Raw genomic sequence first — 16,087 nt, 5'->3', positions numbered from 1 at the left:
AACAGCGCGCAGAACATTCGAAGGGTCAAGGCATCATACGGGCATGCACACCATGATTTTGCTTTGCTTCGGAGAGCTGTCTGTGTTGAATTTTTGGAAAAAAAGGGCTCTAGCGTTTGCAAGGCAAGCGCTGTCAATTTCTCTTTTTACAGCAATAGCAAGCCTTCTGACTCCAACCCTGGTCACGGCCCAAGCAGGCCTCCCCACCCTCGGCGACTCCGGCGACCTCACCACCAGCGCCGAGCGCCGCCTGGGTGACCGCATCATCCGCGAACTCTACCGGGATCCCGACTACATCGACGATCCTGTGATCGCGGACTATGTACAAGGCATATGGCGCCCGCTGATGGCTGCCGCCAAGGCACGCGGGGAACTCTCTTCCGAGCTGGATGAGCGCTTTGCCTGGGAAATCCTTCTGGGCCGGGACCGCACCGTCAATGCCTTCGCGCTGCCTGGAGGCTATCTGGGCCTGCACCTGGGGCTCGTCGGCGTCGTGACCAGCCGCGACGAACTGGCCTCTGTGCTGGCCCATGAACTCAGCCATGTCACCCAGCGCCATATCTCCCGCCTGGTCACCCAGCAAAGCAAACAGACGCCCCTGCTGCTGGGCGCGATGATTCTGGGTGCCCTGGCGGCCAGCAAGAACCCGGGTGCCACACAGGCGCTGGTGGTGGGTGGCCAGGCGCTGGCGATGCAGAACCAGCTCAATTTCTCGCGCGACATGGAGCGGGAGGCAGACCGCATCGGCTACGGCCTGATGGCGCCCGCGGGGTTCGCGCCGCAAGGATTCGTGAGCATGTTCGACAAGCTCCAGCAGGCCAACCGTCTCAACGACAACGGCTCCTGGCCCTATCTGCGCAGCCACCCGCTGACCACCGAGCGCATGGCGGACATGCACTCGCGCATTCCCCCGGGTGCCACCACCACGGCGGCAGCGCCTTCCACGCTGGAACACGCGATGGTCGCGGCGCGTGCCAGGGTGCTGTCCAATCCGGGGGTCGACACCCTGCGCCAGTGGATCGCCGAGCCCCAGGGCACGGGGTTTACCTCCCAGCCCGCCACCCGGCGCGCCGCCGTGCTGTACGCGGCAGCCCTGGGCAGCAGCCAACTGCGGGATGCCACAGGCGCGCGCGCGACCGCAAAAAAACTGGAAGATCTGGTTCGCAACGACGCCCCGGCCCACCGGTTGGCAAGGCTGCTGGAGGCCGAAATTGAACTGGCGGCTGGCGAGGCAGGCGCCGCTGTGAACATGCTTTCCAGCGATGTGGGCGGCGGCGGCAACCGCCGCCCTGAACTGGTTCTGCGTTCACAGGCCCTCCTGCGTGCCGGGCGTGCGGCCGAGGGCAGCGGGCCGCTGCAAAGCTGGGTTGCCACAAACCCCAGGGACGCCACGGCGTGGCAGCTCCTGGCATCGACCTGGCAGGCCCAAGGCCAGCCGCTGCGGGCCGTGCGTGCGGAAGCGGAGGCGCACGCCGCGCGCTATGACTACGCGGCGGCGGTGGACCGTTTCAAGGCAGGCCAGGATCTCGCACGGCGTGGCGGGCCGCAGGTGGACCACATCGAGGCATCCATCATCGACACGCGGCTGCGGGCCGTGGAGTCACTTCTTCGTGAACAGGCCGCCGAGCGCTGATTCGATCACCACGCCGAGCAGGGAGTAGATCAGCGATCCCAGCAACGCGGCGCCGAAGCCATTGACGTGGAAACCGTCCAGTACGCTGGCCGCCGCCCAGAACATCAGCGCATTGATGACGAAGAGAAAGAGGCCCACGGTGACGATCGTGACCGGCAGTGTCAGCACCACCAGCACCGGCCGCAACACCACGTTGAACAGGCCAATCACAAAGGCCGCGATCAACGCGGACGTGAAGCTTTGCACTTCCACGCCGCTGTAGACATAGGCCACGAACAGCAGCGACGCGGCGCTGAGCAGCCATTTCAGAAGGAGTTTCATGGCCGGAGAATAGCACCGGCCCGGCGCGAAAAGGAAATGCGCGAAGCAGGCCCCCCGACGCCGGGAAGAAGGCGCCCATGCAGGCCCGCCGCCCGCCGCCGGTCTACTCGAGTGCGAGCACCCACAACGCCCCGAAGCCCGTGAGCAGGCTGCCCAGCGTTCCGGGCAGCGGCGACCAGCGCTTGTTGTTGTCGGGACGGGCGGGCTCCTGGGGCATGTCGGTCTTCGGCCGGCGGGCATCCACCACCTGGGCGACAGACGCCCCCGCAGCCTGGAGCTGGTCCGTGAGTTCGGCCAGCGGCCCCTTGGCCAGCACCGTGGTCACCCTGCCCGCAGGCACCCGCAGCACGGGAAGAATCTGGGCGAACAGCTTGTCTGCCCACTTGAGCCGCCAGTTCTCCCGCGCGCTGTGGCTCACCCATTTGCTGATGCGGTGGGTCATTCGCGGCGCGCATGCCACCAGCACCCACTGCGTCTGGGCAGCCGCGTCACGGGCGAACAAGGGTGCCAGCACCTGCTGCGCATATGCCGCGTCGTCCACATACACGATGACTCTGTCCATACCGCCTCTCCTGTTGGTGCCAAGAACAAAAGGGGGGCTGAACGCCCCCCCTTTTTCTCCTGGCCGGTTCAGATTGTTGCCTCTATTCCTCAGCCCTGCTGCTCGGCAGGTGCCGCGGCCGCACGGCGTGCAAGGATGATCTTGCCCGCCAGCAAGACGAGCAGGGCACCGGCCACGCTGGCGCCGTACTTGATCACATCCGTCTGCGGCAGCTTCAGCATCCATTGCCATTTGTCGGGGTTGGAGAAGGCGGGGTCCGTCACCAGCATGCCGCCAGCGATCCAGCCCAGCAGCATGCCGCCGAGCGTGATGATCATGGGGAAGCGCTCCATGAGCTTGATGACCAGCTGGCTGCCCCAGACGATGATCGGGATGGAGATCAGCAGGCCCAGCACCACCAGCAGGAACGAGTGGTCGCCCGCATTCTGTGCCGCGCCCGCGATGGCGATCACGTTGTCCACGCTCATCACGAGGTCGGCGACGATGATGGTCTTGATGGCGGCCAGCAGCTTGTCGCTGCCCTGCACGTCGCCGTGGCCTTCTTCATCGGGGGCCAGCAGCTTGACGCCGATCCACACCAGCAGCAGCGCGCCCACGAACTTGAGGAACGGCAGCGCCAGCAAGGTCATCGCGAAGGCGATCAGGATCACGCGCAGCACGATGGCGCCGGCTGTGCCCCAGATGATGCCCTTGGTCCGCTGTGCGGGAGGCAGCTTGCGGCAGGCCAGCGCGATGACCACCGCGTTGTCGCCGCCCAGCAGGATGTCGATGATGATGATCTGGCCGAGTGCGAGCCAGAATTCGGGCGAAGCCAAAAAGTCCATAAAGTCCTCAGTATCAATGTGCGCGAAGGAGGGTCTCGCCGCCACTGTAGCGCCGAGTCCGCCCAAGGGATAGAGGGCCTGCGGCAGGAGGATCAGGACGGCCCCGGGGCTGGGGCGTGAATGCGAAGGGCGGCCTTGATCAGCCCTGGCGGGCCCATCAAAGGTCTTGCTCAGTCCGGCGCCCTGGTGGTGCGCGCTGAACCCGGACCGCCGGAAGCGATGTTTCGCTTCGTATTGACGACGGTTCCGATGCCTCGCTTCCCAATCGCCAGCGCCTGGCCGTGCCGGAATGCAAGTCGGGAGCTACTCCCCTTCGAAGCGTCGATTGGAACATCGCCAGCACGGACGCGCAAGTGCGGCGCGATTGTGGTTATTGCGTATGCGACGCGATGGCGGGGTGACCGGGGCATAACACCTTTGCCAGGATTGCCTTGCCCGCGCGGCTATGATCCAGCCCCCTTCGCGCAATCGCCCATGGCCGCCATTCACATCACCGACATCGAAGCCGCCATCAACCACTGGCGCGGCCGCGCGCCGTCGCCCGATGGAGTCACCCTGGCGCCGCAGATCCGCGCCCTGGGGGAGGTGTATGCGCTGATGGTGTACCGGCGCGAGGATGCCGTGGACGAGGACAGCTTCCCCCTCGATGCGCTGGCCGCCTGGCAGGCCTGGTATGACACGACCCCCGACACGCCCTGTATCGCCATCTGCTCCACCAGCCAGGGCGATGACCTGTGCAAGGGCTGCGGACGGACTTTTGACGAGGTGCAGTTCTGGCCGGCGATGACACCTGTCGAGAAACGCACGGTGTGGCGGCGCATCACGCTGGAGCATTCCGCGTGGCGGTTCAACCGCTATGCGGAGCGTGCCGCCGAAGGCGCATCCCGGACACCGGCCGAGGCACCTTAGCGGCTGGGGCCCGCGCCCCGCGGGGACTGTACGCCAGGCGTTCAAACCGCTATGGTGGTCCCATGCTGCGCCTCACACAAGCCCCGAACATCGCCATCGCCACGCTGTGGGCGGACCTGTTGTGCGAAGCGGGCATGGCGGCCTCCGTGCAGCGCCAGTATCTGGGCGCTGCAGCGGGGCACCTGCCGCCCGACCAGTGCCTGCCCGAAATCTGGCTGGACTATGACGAACACGCTGCCCGTGCGCGTACTCTGCTGCAGGAGCTCCAGGATTTGCCGCAGCGCCGCTGGGCATGCCAGTGTGGGGAGACGGTCGAAGGCGGGTTCGAGCAGTGCTGGCAATGTGGCACGCTCATGCCACGGGATTGAATCAGCAACTACTAAATTAATAGCTGCTAGCGCTTACCTATCAGGCGCTAGAGGCTTTTTTTACCAGTATTTCAGTCACTTCCAGCGCACGGGCTCCACATGCACGCTGCCCTGCGTGCTGCTCAGGGTGATCGCCCCCTCCTGCACCGTGGCCTGCAGCTGCATGCTGCGCTCGGCCAGCTGCGCCAGCGCCTGGGATGCTTCGGTGGGAATGCGCCACACCTGCAGCTTTTCCAGCCGCGAGAGCTTGGTCTCGATGCCCTTCCACCAGATTTCGGCGGCGTGGTTGAAGCAGTAGACGATCACGGAATCGGCCTTGCTGCAGGCCTTGGTGAGCGGCTTGTCTTCCGGCTGGCCCACCTCGATCCAGACGCGCTTGCGGCCCGTGAAGTCGGTCAGCGACGCATCCGGGTCATCGGGGTCCGACAGGCCCGCGCCAAACGCCAGCGTGGCGTCGCCATTGCACAGGTCGTTGAGCTGGTGCGCGGCAATGGCCAGGGCGGCCAAGCGGACCATCATGCGCTCATCCGTCTCGCTGGGATGGCGGGCGAGCGTGAGCGCATGGTCGGCGTAGTAGCCGTGGTCGATGTCGGCGATCTGGAGATTCGCCTTGAAGATGGTGGATTTGATGGCCATGCAGCCTCACTACTAAATAGATAGCTGCCAGCGCTTGACAGGCAAGCGCCAGAGGCCAAAAAGGCTGAAAAACCTGAGGTCAGACCCGGCGAGCCAGCTCGGCCGCCTTGCCGACGTAGCTGCCCGGCGTCATCGCCAGCAGCCGGTCCTTTTCGGCCTGGGGGATTTCCAGCGAATGGATCAGCCCGTGCAGCGCCTCGGCCGTCACGGTCTTGCCGCGCGTGACTTCCTTCAGTTTTTCGTAAGCGCCCTGCACACCAAAGCGGCGCATCACCGTCTGGATGGGCTCGGCCAGCACTTCCCACGAGGCGTCCAGGTCTTCGGCCAGGGCCTCTTCGTTCAGCTCCAGCTTGTTCAGGCCGGTCAGCAGCGAGGCATAGGCCAGCGCCGCGTAGCCCAGGGCCACGCCCATGTTGCGCAGCACGGTGCTGTCGGTCAGGTCGCGCTGCCAGCGGCTGATCGGCAGTTTTTCGGACAGGTGCTTGAGCAGCGCATTGGCAAGGCCCAGGTTGCCCTCGGCGTTTTCAAAGTCGATCGGGTTGACCTTGTGCGGCATGGTGCTGGAACCGATCTCGCCAGCCTTCAGGCGCTGCTTGAAGTAGCCCAGGCTCACATAGCCCCAGATGTCGCGCGACAGGTCGATGAGGATGGTGTTAGCGCGTGCCACCGCGTCGAACAGCTCGGCCATGTAGTCGTGCGGCTCGATCTGGATGCTGTAAGGCTGGAAGGTCAGGCCCAGGCCCAGCGGCTCGGGGGTTTCGATGACCTTCTTGCTGAAGGCTTCCCAGTCGAAATCGGGCCAGGCGGACAGGTGGGCGTTGTAGTTGCCCACGGCGCCGTTCATCTTGCCCATGATCTTGACGGCGGCCACGCGCTCGCACGCCGTCTGCAGGCGCATGACCACGTTGGCCATCTCCTTGCCCACGGTGGTCGGGCTGGCGGTCTGGCCGTGGGTGCGGCTGAGCATGGGCACGTCGGCGTAGGCGTGCGCCATTTCGCGCAGCTTGAGCACGATGCGGTCCAGGCCCGGCAGCACGACCTGGTCGCGGCCCGAGCGCAGTTGCAGCGCGTGGCTGGTGTTGTTGATGTCTTCGCTGGTGCAGGCAAAGTGGACGAACTCCGAGGCTTTTTCCAGCTCGGGGCGCGCTTCGAACTTGCTCTTGATCCAGTACTCCACGGCCTTCACGTCGTGGTTTGTTGTTTTTTCGATCTCCTTGATGGCCGCGGCGTCAGCCTCGGAGAAGTTCTTGATGAGGCCCAGCAGGTAGGCGCGGGCGCCGGTCGTGAGAGGCTTGAATTCGGCAAAACCAGCGTCCGAGAGGGCGATGAACCAGGCCACTTCCACCTGCACGCGGCGGTGCATGTAGCCATGTTCGCTCATGATCGGGCGCAGGGCGGCAAGTTTGCTGGCGTAACGGCCGTCAAGCGGCGACAGGGCGGTGATGGTGGACAGGCTCATGGCGCGCAATTGTAGGCGCCGCGCATCAGTCAGCCCCGCGCAGGCCGCTGCCGATAGAATCAAACTCGAATTGTTCTGCTTACCCGCGCACTGGAAGACAAACCATGAAATTGATCGGAGCCTCTGCCAGTCCCTACGTCCGCAAGGTGCGGATCGTGATGGCTGAAAAAAAGCTCGACTACCAGTTCGTACAGGAAAACGTCTGGGCGGACGACACCCATATCTCCACCTCCAACCCGCTGGGCAAGGTGCCCTGCCTGGTGATGGAGGGCGGCGAAGCCGTGTTTGATTCGCGCGTGATCGTGGAATACCTGGACACCCTGTCCCCGGTGGGCAAGCTCATCCCCACCCAGGGCCGCGAACGCGCCGAGGTCAAGACCTGGGAAGCCCTGGCCGATGGCGTGGTGGACGCCGCCATCCTCGCGCGGCTGGAAGCCACCTGGGCCCACCGCAAGGACAGCGAACGCAGCCAGGCCTGGATCGACCGCCAGCTGCGCAAGGTGCACGACAGCCTCAAATCCATGAGCCAGGGCCTGGGCGACAAGCCGTTTTGCAGCGGCATCCACCTGAGCCTGTCCGACATCGCCGTGGGCTGTGCGCTGGGCTGGCTGGAATTCCGCTTTCCGGAGATCGCCTGGCGCAATGAATACCCCAACCTGGGCAAGCTGCTGGACAAGCTGATGCTGCGCCCGAGCTTCGCGGACACCAGGCCCAGCTGAGCCGCCCGCCAGCGGCGCGGGGCGGCACGGCCGGACGCCGCGCACGGGCTTGCGGCACGGCGTGGCGGGCATGCCGTATGCTACGCAGCTTATGAACGAAATGGTTCAAAACATCCCCAAGGCCCTTGGCGCGCGCGCCAGCCGGCAACGCGCGGCGCGCGACGCCGCCGCCACGCCGGGCGCGGACCGGGTGCGCGTCAACGACCCCGACCGCACCATGGCCAACATCCTGCAGGTGGCCACGGCGGAGTTTGCCGACAAGGGCCTGGCGGGGGCGCGCATCGATGAGATCGCGGCGCTGACCAGCACCAGCAAGCGCATGATCTACTACTACTTCGGTAGCAAGGAAGGCTTGTATGTCGCTGTGCTGGAGGATGCCTACCGGCGCATCCGCCGCATCGAATCGGAACTGCACCTGGAAGACCTGGCGCCCGAGCAGGCGCTGCGCACGCTGGTCGGGTTCACGGTGGACTACCAGCTCGCCAACCCCGATTTCATTCGCCTGGTGATGAATGAAAACATGCACCGGGGCGAGTTCATCAGCCGCTCCACCACCATCCAGGAACTCAACATTCCCGTCATCCACGCGGTGCACAACGTGTACCAGCGCGGCGTGGCTGCCGGCGTCTTCCGCCCCGACGTGGACCCGGTGGACCTGCACATGTCGATCTCGGCGCTGTGCTTCTTCAATGTGGCCAACCGCCATACGTTCGGCGCGATCTTCAAACGCTCGCTCGACACCCCGGCCGCCACGGCGCAACGCCGGGAATCGATCATCGAGATGATCGTGCGCTTCCTGCGCCCCTGAACCACCGGCGCCGGCGCGCGCCACCACGCCCTCTCCCTGAACAGGCCGCAGCGCGATGCAGCACCGCGCCCGGGCGGCATTGCGTCCCCACGCGGCTGCGGCCAATACGGCAAAACGGCGTTCAGGGTTTGCACCTAGATCAAATACTAACCAGTTCGTACAAAATTCTTCCAGCCTTTCAACCACAACGACTGGAGACACCATGTTCGCACTGGCCGACCGCGTGCTGCGGGGATACGCCCGCGTGCTGGATGCATTGGCGGGCCTGTGCCTGGCCATCATGGTGGTGCTCGTTTTTGGCAATGTGGTGCTGCGCTACACCCTCAACTCCGGCATCACCATCTCCGAAGAGCTGTCGCGCTGGCTGTTCGTGTGGCTGACCTTCATGGGTGCCGTGGTGGCGCTGCGCGAACATGGCCACCTGGGCGTGGACGCCCTGGTCTCGCGCCTGCCCACGCTGGGCAAGAAGATCTGCCTCCTGGTGGCGCAGGTGGCCATGCTCTATGTGTCGTGGCTGCTGCTCACGGGCAGCTGGTCGCAGACGGTCATCAACTGGGAAACCGAAGCCCCCGTGACCGGCGCCTCCGTGGGCATCTTCTACGCCAGCGGCGTGCTCATGGGCGCCTCGGCCATCGCCATCCTGCTGCGCGACCTGCTGCGCACCCTGTTCGTCCCCCTGGCCGACCATGAGCTGATCATGGTGCAGGAGAGCGAGGAGGCCGCCGCGCTGGAGCAGATCCAGCGGGACGCGCAAGCGGCCGCCGACACCCCGGGCGCGAACAGGCCCTGACGACAGACAACCAGCCCGGAACACCTCCCATGACCGTCGCGATCTTCCTCGGCTCCCTGCTGCTGGCCATGGCCATCGGCATTCCCATCGCCTACGCGCTGCTGCTCAGCGGCGTGGCGCTGATGTGGCACCTCGATCTGTTCGACGCGCAGATCCTGGCGCAGAACGTCATCAACGGCGCGGACAGCTTTCCGCTGCTGGCCGTGCCCTTCTTCATGCTCGCGGGCGAGATCATGAACGTGGGCGGCCTGTCCAGGCGCATCGTCAAGCTGGCGCTGGCCCTGGTCGGCCACATCCCTGGCGGGCTGGGCTATGTGGTCATCATGGCGGCGGTGATCCTGTCGGCGGTGTCGGGTTCTGCAGTGGCGGACGCGGCCGCGCTGACCTCGCTGCTGCTGCCCATGATGGTGGTCGCGGGCCACAGCAAGGAGCGCTCGGCCGGACTCATCGCCTCGGCGGGCGTCATCGGCCCCATCATTCCGCCGTCCATCGGCTTCGTGATCTTTGGCGTGGCGGCCAATGTGTCCATCAGCAAGCTGTTCCTCGCGGGCATCTTCCCCGGTCTGCTGCTGGCCGTCTCGCTGGCGGTCACGTGGTGGTGGCTCGGCCGCCGTGAAAACGTCATGCCTCCACCGCGCGCCACCCGCGCCGAACTGAAGGTGGCGCTGCGCGAGGCCGCCTGGGCGCTGGGCCTGCCCATCATCATCCTGGTGGGCCTGCGCATGGGTGTCTTCACGCCCACCGAGGCCGCCGTGGTGGCCGCGATGTATGCGCTCGTCGTCTCCATGGCGGTGTACCGCGAGCTCTCGTGGCGCCAGCTGGTGGGCATCTTCCAGGCGGCCGCGCGAACCAGCGCCGTGATCATGTTCCTGGTGGCCGCCGCCATGGTGTCGGCCTGGCTCATCACCGTGGCCGACCTGCCGTCCAAGGTCATCGGCATGCTCGAACCCTTCATGGGCAACCCCACCCTGCTGCTGGTGGCGATCATGGTGCTGGTCATGGTGGTCGGCACGGCCATGGACATGACGCCCACCATCCTCATCATGACGCCCGTGCTCATGCCGGTGGTGAAGGCCGCAGGCATCGACCCCGTCTACTTCGGCGTGCTGTTCATCATCAACAACTCCATCGGCCTCATCACGCCGCCCGTGGGCACCGTGCTCAACGTGGTGGCGGGCGTCGGGCGCATCTCCATGGGCCAGGTCACGCGCGGCGTGATGCCCTTCATGCTGGCGCAGTTCGTGGTGATGTTCCTGCTGGTCGCGTTCCCCTCGCTCGTCACCGTGCCCCTGCGCTGGCTCGGCGGCTGATTCCCGTGCCCCTCCCGTCTTCCGTTCCTTCCTGTTTCTGCCCCGCCCAAAACCCAAGGAGACATCCATGAAACTCTTGAAGACCCTGCTCGCCACCGCCCTCGTCGCGGCTTCGCTGCTGCCCGGTGCGCATGCTCAGGAACGCACCATCAAGTTCGCGTTCCAGAACCAGAAGGAGCACCCGCAGGCCCAGGGCGCGCAGAAATTCGCCGACCTCGTCGCGGCCAAGACCAGCGGCCGCATCGCGGTCAAGCTTTTTCCCGGCGGCACGCTGGGCGGCGACCTGCAGACCGTCTCGGCGCTGCAAGGCGGCACCGTGGAGATGACGGTGCTCAACGCCGGCATCCTGTCCGCACAGGCCAAGGAATTCGGCATCTACGACTTCCCGTTCCTGTTCGCCTCGCCCCAGGAGGCCGATGCCGTGACCGACGGCCCCTTCGGCAAGAAGCTGCTCGACAAGCTCGCGGCCAAGAACCTGGTGGGCCTGGGCTACTGGGAACTGGGCTTTCGCAACCTGACCAACAGCAAGCGCCCCATCACCAAGGCCGAGGACATCGCGGGCCTCAAGATCCGCGTGATCCAGTCGCCCATCTACATCGACATGTTCAACGCGCTGGGCGCCAACGCCGTGCCCATGCCGTTCCCCGAGCTGTACACGGCCATGGAGCAAAAGGCCGTGGACGGCCAGGAGAACCCGTTCTCCACCATCCTGTCGTCCAAGTTCGCCGAGGTGCAAAAGCACCTGACCATCACGCGTCACATGTACAACCCGCAGGCGGTCATCGTGAGCAAGAAGTTCTGGGACAGCCTGAACCCCGCCGACCAGAAGGCCGTGACCGAAGCCATGGCCGAGGCCACCGCGTTCCAGCGCAGCGTCTCGCGCTCGCAGGCCGACGTGGCGCTCGAAGAGCTCAAGAAGGCCGGCATGCAGGTCACCGAGTTCTCGCCGGCGGAAGTCGACAAGCTGCGCGCCAAGGTCAAGCCCGTGGTGGAAAAGCACAGCGACAAGGTGGGCGCCGAGACCGTGCAAGAGGTCTACGCCACGCTGGCCAAGCTGCGCGGCGGCAAGTAGGCCATCGCAACGCAGCAGCACCCCCGCGCTGCGGTGCGGGCACCAACGCCCACACGCCAGCGCGTCCTCCACGCAACCCGCCCATGAGCACCCAGCTCCTTGATCCCCCGGTGTCATCCACCGCATCCGCCATGTCTTCCACAAGCCCCCGCAAGGTGCTGATCGGGCTGATCGGTGCCGGCATCCAGAAGTCGCTGTCTCCCGCCCTGCACGAAGAGGAGGCGCGGCACCACGGCATGCGCCTGCACTACCAGCTGATCGACCTGGACCGCTCGGCGTCTTCTCCCGCACAGCTGCCCACGCTGCTGTCGGCTGCACGCATCATGGGCTATGCCGGCTGCAACGTGACCTACCCGTGCAAGCAGGCCGTGATCCCCTACCTCGACAGCCTGTCGGAAGAAGCGCAAGCCATGGGGGCCGTGAACACGGTCGTGGTCCACGATGGCAAGCTCGTGGGGCACAACACGGACGGGTCAGGCTGGGCCCGGGGCTTCACCCGTGCGCTGCCGGGCGCCGACCTCGGCCGCGTCGTGCTGCTGGGCGCGGGCGGTGCGGGCGCCGCCATCGCGCATGCCGTGCTGCGCCTGGGTGCACGGCACCTGACCATCGTCGATGCGCAGCCCGAACGGGCCGCGCAACTGGCCGCCGACGTGAATGCGCTCTATGGCCCCCGGGCCGAGGCCGGCGAGATCCACGCGGCCATGGCGCGGGCCACCGGGCTGATCCACGCCACGCCCACGGGCATGGACAAGCTGCCCGGCCTGCCCCTCGATACGGGCCTGCTGCGCCCCGCGCTGTGGGTGTCCGAGGTCGTGTACTTCCCGCTCGACACCGCCCTGGTCCAGGCCGCGCGCGCACTGGGCTGCCGCGTCTCGGACGGGGGCGGCATGGCCGTGGGCCAGGCGGTGGGTGCCTTTGAACTGTTCACCGGCGTGGCGCCCGACGCGGACCGGATGGACGCCCACTTTCGCCGGCTCGTCAGCCCGCGCTGACACCACCGCAACCACACGCAAGGAGTCCAACGCATGAGCACCCCGATGATGGCCGCCCGCGAGGCGCTCGGAGACCTGCCCAACCCCCTGGGACTGCAGGGGGTGGAGTTCATCGAATACGCCACCAGCCGCCCGCAGGCCCTGGGGCAGGCGCTGGAGCGCATGGGCTTCCAGCCGGTGGCGCGCCACCGCTCGCGCGAGGTCCTGCTGTACCGGCAGGGCGACATGAACATCATCGTGAACGCGCACCAGGACGAAGAGCGCACCGGGCCGCACGCGCCGTCGGCCCTGGCGGAAACCCCCGTGCTCGCCGCCATCGCCTTCCGTGTGGGCAACGCAGCCGCCGCCTACCGCCGCGTGCTGGAGCTGGGCGCCTGGGCCGTGCACACCGAGGTCCAGGTAATGGAGCTGAACATTCCCGCCATCCACGGCGTGGGCGCGAGCCGCATCTACTTCGTGGACCGCTGGAAGGAATTCTCGATCTACGAGGTGGATTTCATCCCCATCCCCACCGTGAATCCGCGCCCGCCCGCGCTGCAGGGCCTGCATCTGTTCGGCGTGGTGCAATACATCGGCCTGGGCAGGGCGCCTGACTGGATCCATTTCTACGGCGAACTGTTCGGCTTCGCCGAGCTGGCGCCCGACCAGTCGTTCGGCGTGCTCACGCATGGCCGCATCCTGGCCAGCCCCTGCGGCACGCTGCACTGGCAGCTGATCGAGCCGCTCGTGGATGCGCTCGATGCCGACCCCGAGGAACTGCTGCAGCGCGTGGCGTTCGGCACGCCGGACGTGCTGGCCACGGTGAACGCGCTGCGCGCCCGGGGCGTGGACTTCGTGGAATCCCCCACGGGGGTGCACACGGGCACGCGCGGCGCGCTCACGCGGGCCGATGCCGGCTCGCCCAGCTTCGAGCTGGTTCTCGACGCCCGCTGACCACCGCCCGGAGACCTCGATGCGCACTTCGACCATGCAACGCAACGTCGCCGACTTCGGCATGGACACCATCAGCCTGGCCGGCCCGCTGGAGGCCAAGCTGGCCGCCGTCAAGGCGGCGGGTTTCGGCCAGATCATGCTGGCGGCCCGCGACATCGTGGGCCATCCGCAGGGCATCGAGGCGGCCGTGCACGCCGTGCGCAGCAGCGGCCTGCGCGTGACGGGCTTCCAGGTGCTGCGCGACTTCGAGGGCCTGTCGGGCCACCTGCACAGCTACAAGGTGGACATCGCCAAGCAGATGATCCTGATGGCGCGCGACCTGGGCGCGCCGGTGCTGCTGGCCTGCAGCTCCACCTCGTCGCATGCCACCGCCGATGCCGACGCGATTGCCCGCGACCTGCGCAAGCTCGCCCTGCTGGCGCTGCCGCACGGCATCCGCGTGGCCTTCGAAGGCCTCTCCTGGGGACGGCACATCAACGAGGTGCATCAGGCGTGGGCCGCGGTCGAGCAGGCGGATTGCCCCAACCTCGGCCTCGCCATCGACTCGTACCACCAGTTCGCCACCAGCACGCCGCTCACGGCGCTGGCCGACGTGGACCCCGCCAAGATCTATCTGGTGCAGCTCTCGGACTTCATGTGGCAGGAGACCCGCACGGTGCAGGAGCGCATCGACACGGCACGGCACTTCCGCGTGTTCCCGGGCGAGGGCGTGCACAGCCAGGCGCTGGCCGAACTGGTGCGCACGCTCGATGGCATGGGCTACCAGGGCGACTACAGCTTCGAGGTCTTCAACGACGACTACCAGCAGCTGCCGCTGCCTTATGTGGCACAACGCGCATGGAACAGTGCGCTGTGGCTGGCCGAGGGCGTGCTGCAGCGCGCGGTGCCGCTGCCGGGGCACCCGCGCATCAAAACGCTGGCGTGATCAATGCGTCAACGGCCAACAATCAACTGTTGGCGCGTTTCTTGAGCCAGCGCATCAGCGCGCCCACCACCGGCAGCTTTTCGTACAGTTCTTCGGCGGCGTCCCAGTAGTCGCGGTGTAGCGCCACCAGGTCCTGGCCATCGAACACCAGGTGCGAGGCGCCGCGCACGGTCTGCGTCACGCCCTTGTCAAAGCCCTTGAAGGCGAACAGAAAATCCCAGGTCAGGAAACACTGCGGGCCCTGCACCACGCGGCCGGTGACCACGAAACGCGGCTGCTCCAGCGCCTCGAACATGTGGTCGAAGATGGCCTGGATGGCGGGCAGGCCCCGCACTTCGTTGAACGGGTCCTTGAAGCGCGCATCGGCCGCGTACAGGCGGCCCAGTGCCGCCACGTCGGCCGGGGCCAGGGTCTCGAAGAAGGCCACCACGCGGGTGACGGCTTCTTCGGTGGAGGTTGTGGTGCGAGGTGGCTGCAGCATGGCGCTCAGAGTCCCGTGAACTTGCGGACCGCAGGAAAGTACCACCGATACGGCAACACGCGCAGCAGTTTCATCACCCGCGTGAAGCGCTTGGGGAAGTGGATGTCGAAATGCCCCCGCTCCCAGCCCTGCAAGATGGCCGCCGCCGCCGCCTCGGGCGAGATCAGCGCGGGCATCGTGAAGTCGTTGCCCGCCGTGAGCGGCGTGGCCACGAAGCCGGGGTTGATCACGCTCACGCCAAGCCCCAAGCCGTGCAGATCCAGGTACAGCGACTCGGCCAGGTTGATGAGCGCAGCCTTGGTCGGCCCGTAGGCCAGGCTCCTGGGCAGCCCCCGGAACCCCGCCACGCTGCTGACCACGCTCACATGCCCGGGGCGCCCCGCGTGCGCCGCGGCCAGCATGGCGGGCAGCACGGCCGCCAGCACGTGCAGCACACCGCTGTAGTTGATCTGCCCGTGGCGCAGCATGTCGGCCAGATCCAGGTCGGTGGCGCGCATGTCGCGGTAGGTGCCGGCGCAGTAGCACACCAGGTCGGGCGCGCCCCCGGACAGCACCCGTGCGGCGGCGGCCTGCACCTGCTCGGGCTGCGCTATGTCCAGGGGCAGGGCCAGGCTGCCGGGGTGCTGGGCGGCAAAGGCATCGAGCGCATCGCCGCTGCGGGCCGACACCGTGACCTGCGCACCGCGCGCATGCAGGGCCGACGCCGTGGCGCGCCCGATGCCGCTGGACGCGCCGATCACCCAGGCCCTGCGGCCCTGCCAGTCGCGCAGCGGTGGGTTCAGGCTCATGGCGCGCGCCTGGTGAACGACAGCGTGATCTCGCCCAGGCGCACGCCAAACTTGCTCATGGTGGCGCGGTTGAGCATCACGCGGTCGTCGATGAGAACCATCCAGTCGTCCAGGTCGACGTGGTAGACCGTGCCATCCACCGGCAGGGCCAGCGTGTAGTTCCAGCGGAAGACGTTGCCCCGCGCCTGCCCGTGGGCCGTGCCCACCACGTCGTCGGCGGTGCCGGTGGTACGGCCGTCGGCGTGCTGGGTCAGGCGCCAGATGCGGCGCTGGGTGGTGCCGTCCGAATAGGTGAAGGCCTCGTCGAGCACGCCCTCGTTGCCCTGCCACTGGCAATCCATGACCACGGTGAAGCGTTTGACGATCTGGCCGCTGCGGTCCTGGAAGATGCCCCAGGCGTCGATCTTGCCGTTGAAATACCGGGCCAGGTCCAGCACGGGCTTCTCGCTGGCATAGCCTTCGATGCCCGGGCTGGCGCAGCCGGACAGGGCCACGGGCGCAGCCGCCATGGCGGAAAGGAGGAGGCGTCGTTGCATCATGGGGTGGGCCCTGGGGTC

The 16,087-nt window shown here is 66.8% G+C and carries 19 protein-coding genes; 11 read left to right on the top strand and 8 right to left on the bottom strand.

All coding sequences use genetic code 11. From position 1 onward, the window contains the following. Positions 1-130: 130 nt before the first annotated feature. Positions 131-1,633, top strand: coding sequence for a M48 family metalloprotease (locus tag AC1RCS_RS14360; RefSeq protein ID WP_492245273.1), 1,503 nt, complete (start codon positions 131-133; stop codon positions 1,631-1,633). Here AC1RCS_RS14360 and AC1RCS_RS14355 read toward each other — a convergent pair. From AC1RCS_RS14355 to AC1RCS_RS14345, 3 genes are all read right to left on the bottom strand, one after another. Next, positions 1,601-1,954: a phage holin family protein gene (locus AC1RCS_RS14355; RefSeq protein WP_218297158.1), complete on the bottom strand. Its 354-nt coding sequence runs from the start codon at positions 1,952-1,954 to the stop codon at positions 1,601-1,603. The two genes, AC1RCS_RS14360 and AC1RCS_RS14355, sit on opposite strands and share 33 nt — an antisense overlap. A gap of 103 nt (positions 1,955-2,057) precedes the next feature. Then, a complete protein-coding gene (locus AC1RCS_RS14350; RefSeq protein ID WP_218339445.1) occupies positions 2,058-2,516 on the bottom strand; it encodes a hypothetical protein in 459 nt (152 codons plus the stop codon). Positions 2,517-2,605: 89 nt separating this feature from the next. Then, on the bottom strand, positions 2,606-3,340 hold the full coding sequence (locus AC1RCS_RS14345) for a TerC family protein (RefSeq protein WP_218297156.1): 735 nt from the start codon (positions 3,338-3,340) through the stop codon (positions 2,606-2,608). A 474-nt stretch (positions 3,341-3,814) separates the two neighbouring features. Here AC1RCS_RS14345 and AC1RCS_RS14340 point away from each other — a divergent pair, with 474 nt between their 5' ends. Further along, positions 3,815-4,249 carry a DUF3717 domain-containing protein gene (locus AC1RCS_RS14340; protein ID WP_218297155.1) on the top strand — a complete coding sequence of 145 codons (435 nt, stop codon included), beginning with the start codon at positions 3,815-3,817 and terminating at the stop codon, positions 4,247-4,249. A gap of 62 nt (positions 4,250-4,311) precedes the next feature. Then, positions 4,312-4,617 (top strand): putative signal transducing protein, encoded by a 306-nt coding sequence (locus tag AC1RCS_RS14335; RefSeq protein ID WP_010464546.1) that lies wholly within the window; start codon positions 4,312-4,314, stop codon positions 4,615-4,617. A gap of 75 nt (positions 4,618-4,692) precedes the next feature. On the opposite strand, the gene AC1RCS_RS14330 is transcribed toward AC1RCS_RS14335, so the two are convergent. Both AC1RCS_RS14330 and purB read right to left on the bottom strand, forming a co-directional pair. After that, positions 4,693-5,253 carry a YaeQ family protein gene (locus AC1RCS_RS14330; RefSeq protein ID WP_010464548.1) on the bottom strand — a complete coding sequence of 187 codons (561 nt, stop codon included), beginning with the start codon at positions 5,251-5,253 and terminating at the stop codon, positions 4,693-4,695. A gap of 79 nt (positions 5,254-5,332) precedes the next feature. After that, positions 5,333-6,712 carry an adenylosuccinate lyase gene (purB, locus tag AC1RCS_RS14325; RefSeq protein WP_057271328.1) on the bottom strand — a complete coding sequence of 460 codons (1,380 nt, stop codon included), beginning with the start codon at positions 6,710-6,712 and terminating at the stop codon, positions 5,333-5,335. Between the two features lie 104 nt (positions 6,713-6,816). Between purB and AC1RCS_RS14320 the strand changes: the two genes are divergently transcribed. The 8 genes from AC1RCS_RS14320 (at position 6,817) to AC1RCS_RS14285 (ending at position 14,261) form a co-directional block, all read left to right on the top strand. Beyond that, positions 6,817-7,431 (top strand): glutathione S-transferase N-terminal domain-containing protein, encoded by a 615-nt coding sequence (locus AC1RCS_RS14320; protein ID WP_218339443.1) that lies wholly within the window; start codon positions 6,817-6,819, stop codon positions 7,429-7,431. 91 nt (positions 7,432-7,522) lie between these two features. Beyond that, positions 7,523-8,239 carry a TetR/AcrR family transcriptional regulator gene (locus tag AC1RCS_RS14315; RefSeq protein WP_218297152.1) on the top strand — a complete coding sequence of 239 codons (717 nt, stop codon included), beginning with the start codon at positions 7,523-7,525 and terminating at the stop codon, positions 8,237-8,239. A gap of 202 nt (positions 8,240-8,441) precedes the next feature. Then, positions 8,442-9,029 (top strand): TRAP transporter small permease, encoded by a 588-nt coding sequence (locus tag AC1RCS_RS14310; RefSeq protein ID WP_492245179.1) that lies wholly within the window; start codon positions 8,442-8,444, stop codon positions 9,027-9,029. Positions 9,030-9,058: 29 nt separating this feature from the next. Then, complete coding sequence (locus tag AC1RCS_RS14305; RefSeq protein WP_218297150.1) at positions 9,059-10,339, top strand: TRAP transporter large permease; 1,281 nt, start codon at positions 9,059-9,061, stop codon at positions 10,337-10,339. Positions 10,340-10,406: 67 nt separating this feature from the next. Further along, complete coding sequence (locus tag AC1RCS_RS14300) at positions 10,407-11,411, top strand: TRAP transporter substrate-binding protein (RefSeq protein WP_218297149.1); 1,005 nt, start codon at positions 10,407-10,409, stop codon at positions 11,409-11,411. 131 nt (positions 11,412-11,542) lie between these two features. Further along, positions 11,543-12,403 carry a shikimate dehydrogenase gene (locus tag AC1RCS_RS14295; RefSeq protein WP_218297148.1) on the top strand — a complete coding sequence of 287 codons (861 nt, stop codon included), beginning with the start codon at positions 11,543-11,545 and terminating at the stop codon, positions 12,401-12,403. A gap of 33 nt (positions 12,404-12,436) precedes the next feature. After that, the gene (locus AC1RCS_RS14290; RefSeq protein WP_218297147.1) at positions 12,437-13,336 is read left to right on the top strand and encodes a VOC family protein; all 900 of its coding nucleotides are present in this window, start codon (positions 12,437-12,439) and stop codon (positions 13,334-13,336) included. A 19-nt stretch (positions 13,337-13,355) separates the two neighbouring features. Continuing rightward, the gene (locus AC1RCS_RS14285) at positions 13,356-14,261 is read left to right on the top strand and encodes a sugar phosphate isomerase/epimerase family protein (protein ID WP_369643722.1); all 906 of its coding nucleotides are present in this window, start codon (positions 13,356-13,358) and stop codon (positions 14,259-14,261) included. 22 nt (positions 14,262-14,283) lie between these two features. Here the strand turns inward: AC1RCS_RS14285 and AC1RCS_RS14280 are convergent, their stop codons facing one another. The 3 genes from AC1RCS_RS14280 to AC1RCS_RS14270 are packed head-to-tail and all read right to left on the bottom strand — an operon-like array spanning position 14,284 to position 16,069. Next, a complete protein-coding gene (locus tag AC1RCS_RS14280) occupies positions 14,284-14,742 on the bottom strand; it encodes a nuclear transport factor 2 family protein (protein ID WP_492245178.1) in 459 nt (152 codons plus the stop codon). Between the two features lie 5 nt (positions 14,743-14,747). Continuing rightward, positions 14,748-15,530, bottom strand: a complete 783-nt coding sequence (locus AC1RCS_RS14275) for an SDR family NAD(P)-dependent oxidoreductase (RefSeq protein WP_218339438.1) — start codon at positions 15,528-15,530, stop codon at positions 14,748-14,750. After that, positions 15,527-16,069 carry a DUF3833 domain-containing protein gene (locus AC1RCS_RS14270; protein ID WP_492245177.1) on the bottom strand — a complete coding sequence of 181 codons (543 nt, stop codon included), beginning with the start codon at positions 16,067-16,069 and terminating at the stop codon, positions 15,527-15,529. Before AC1RCS_RS14270 ends, AC1RCS_RS14275 begins: the two co-directional genes overlap by 4 nt. Positions 16,070-16,087: the final 18 nt, after the last annotated feature.

Source organism: Acidovorax sp. GW823-FHT01C06, assembly GCF_058798375.1.
Note: the sequence above shows the minus strand (reverse complement) of the source record. Positions and strands in the feature narration are given on the sequence as shown.

Coding starts and splice junctions, on each gene's coding strand:
- AC1RCS_RS14355 (WP_218297158.1), bottom strand. CDS start 1,954: ATGAAACTCCTTCTGAAATGGCTGCTCAGCGCCGCGTCGCTGCTGTTC.
- AC1RCS_RS14350 (WP_218339445.1), bottom strand. CDS start 2,516: ATGGACAGAGTCATCGTGTATGTGGACGACGCGGCATATGCGCAGCAG.
- AC1RCS_RS14345 (WP_218297156.1), bottom strand. CDS start 3,340: ATGGACTTTTTGGCTTCGCCCGAATTCTGGCTCGCACTCGGCCAGATC.
- AC1RCS_RS14340 (WP_218297155.1), top strand. CDS start 3,815: ATGGCCGCCATTCACATCACCGACATCGAAGCCGCCATCAACCACTGG.
- AC1RCS_RS14335 (WP_010464546.1), top strand. CDS start 4,312: ATGCTGCGCCTCACACAAGCCCCGAACATCGCCATCGCCACGCTGTGG.
- AC1RCS_RS14330 (WP_010464548.1), bottom strand. CDS start 5,253: ATGGCCATCAAATCCACCATCTTCAAGGCGAATCTCCAGATCGCCGAC.
- purB (WP_057271328.1), bottom strand. CDS start 6,712: ATGAGCCTGTCCACCATCACCGCCCTGTCGCCGCTTGACGGCCGTTAC.
- AC1RCS_RS14320 (WP_218339443.1), top strand. CDS start 6,817: ATGAAATTGATCGGAGCCTCTGCCAGTCCCTACGTCCGCAAGGTGCGG.
- AC1RCS_RS14315 (WP_218297152.1), top strand. CDS start 7,523: ATGAACGAAATGGTTCAAAACATCCCCAAGGCCCTTGGCGCGCGCGCC.
- AC1RCS_RS14310 (WP_492245179.1), top strand. CDS start 8,442: ATGTTCGCACTGGCCGACCGCGTGCTGCGGGGATACGCCCGCGTGCTG.
- AC1RCS_RS14305 (WP_218297150.1), top strand. CDS start 9,059: ATGACCGTCGCGATCTTCCTCGGCTCCCTGCTGCTGGCCATGGCCATC.
- AC1RCS_RS14300 (WP_218297149.1), top strand. CDS start 10,407: ATGAAACTCTTGAAGACCCTGCTCGCCACCGCCCTCGTCGCGGCTTCG.
- AC1RCS_RS14295 (WP_218297148.1), top strand. CDS start 11,543: ATGTCTTCCACAAGCCCCCGCAAGGTGCTGATCGGGCTGATCGGTGCC.
- AC1RCS_RS14290 (WP_218297147.1), top strand. CDS start 12,437: ATGAGCACCCCGATGATGGCCGCCCGCGAGGCGCTCGGAGACCTGCCC.
- AC1RCS_RS14285 (WP_369643722.1), top strand. CDS start 13,356: ATGCGCACTTCGACCATGCAACGCAACGTCGCCGACTTCGGCATGGAC.
- AC1RCS_RS14280 (WP_492245178.1), bottom strand. CDS start 14,742: ATGCTGCAGCCACCTCGCACCACAACCTCCACCGAAGAAGCCGTCACC.
- AC1RCS_RS14275 (WP_218339438.1), bottom strand. CDS start 15,530: ATGAGCCTGAACCCACCGCTGCGCGACTGGCAGGGCCGCAGGGCCTGG.
- AC1RCS_RS14270 (WP_492245177.1), bottom strand. CDS start 16,069: ATGATGCAACGACGCCTCCTCCTTTCCGCCATGGCGGCTGCGCCCGTG.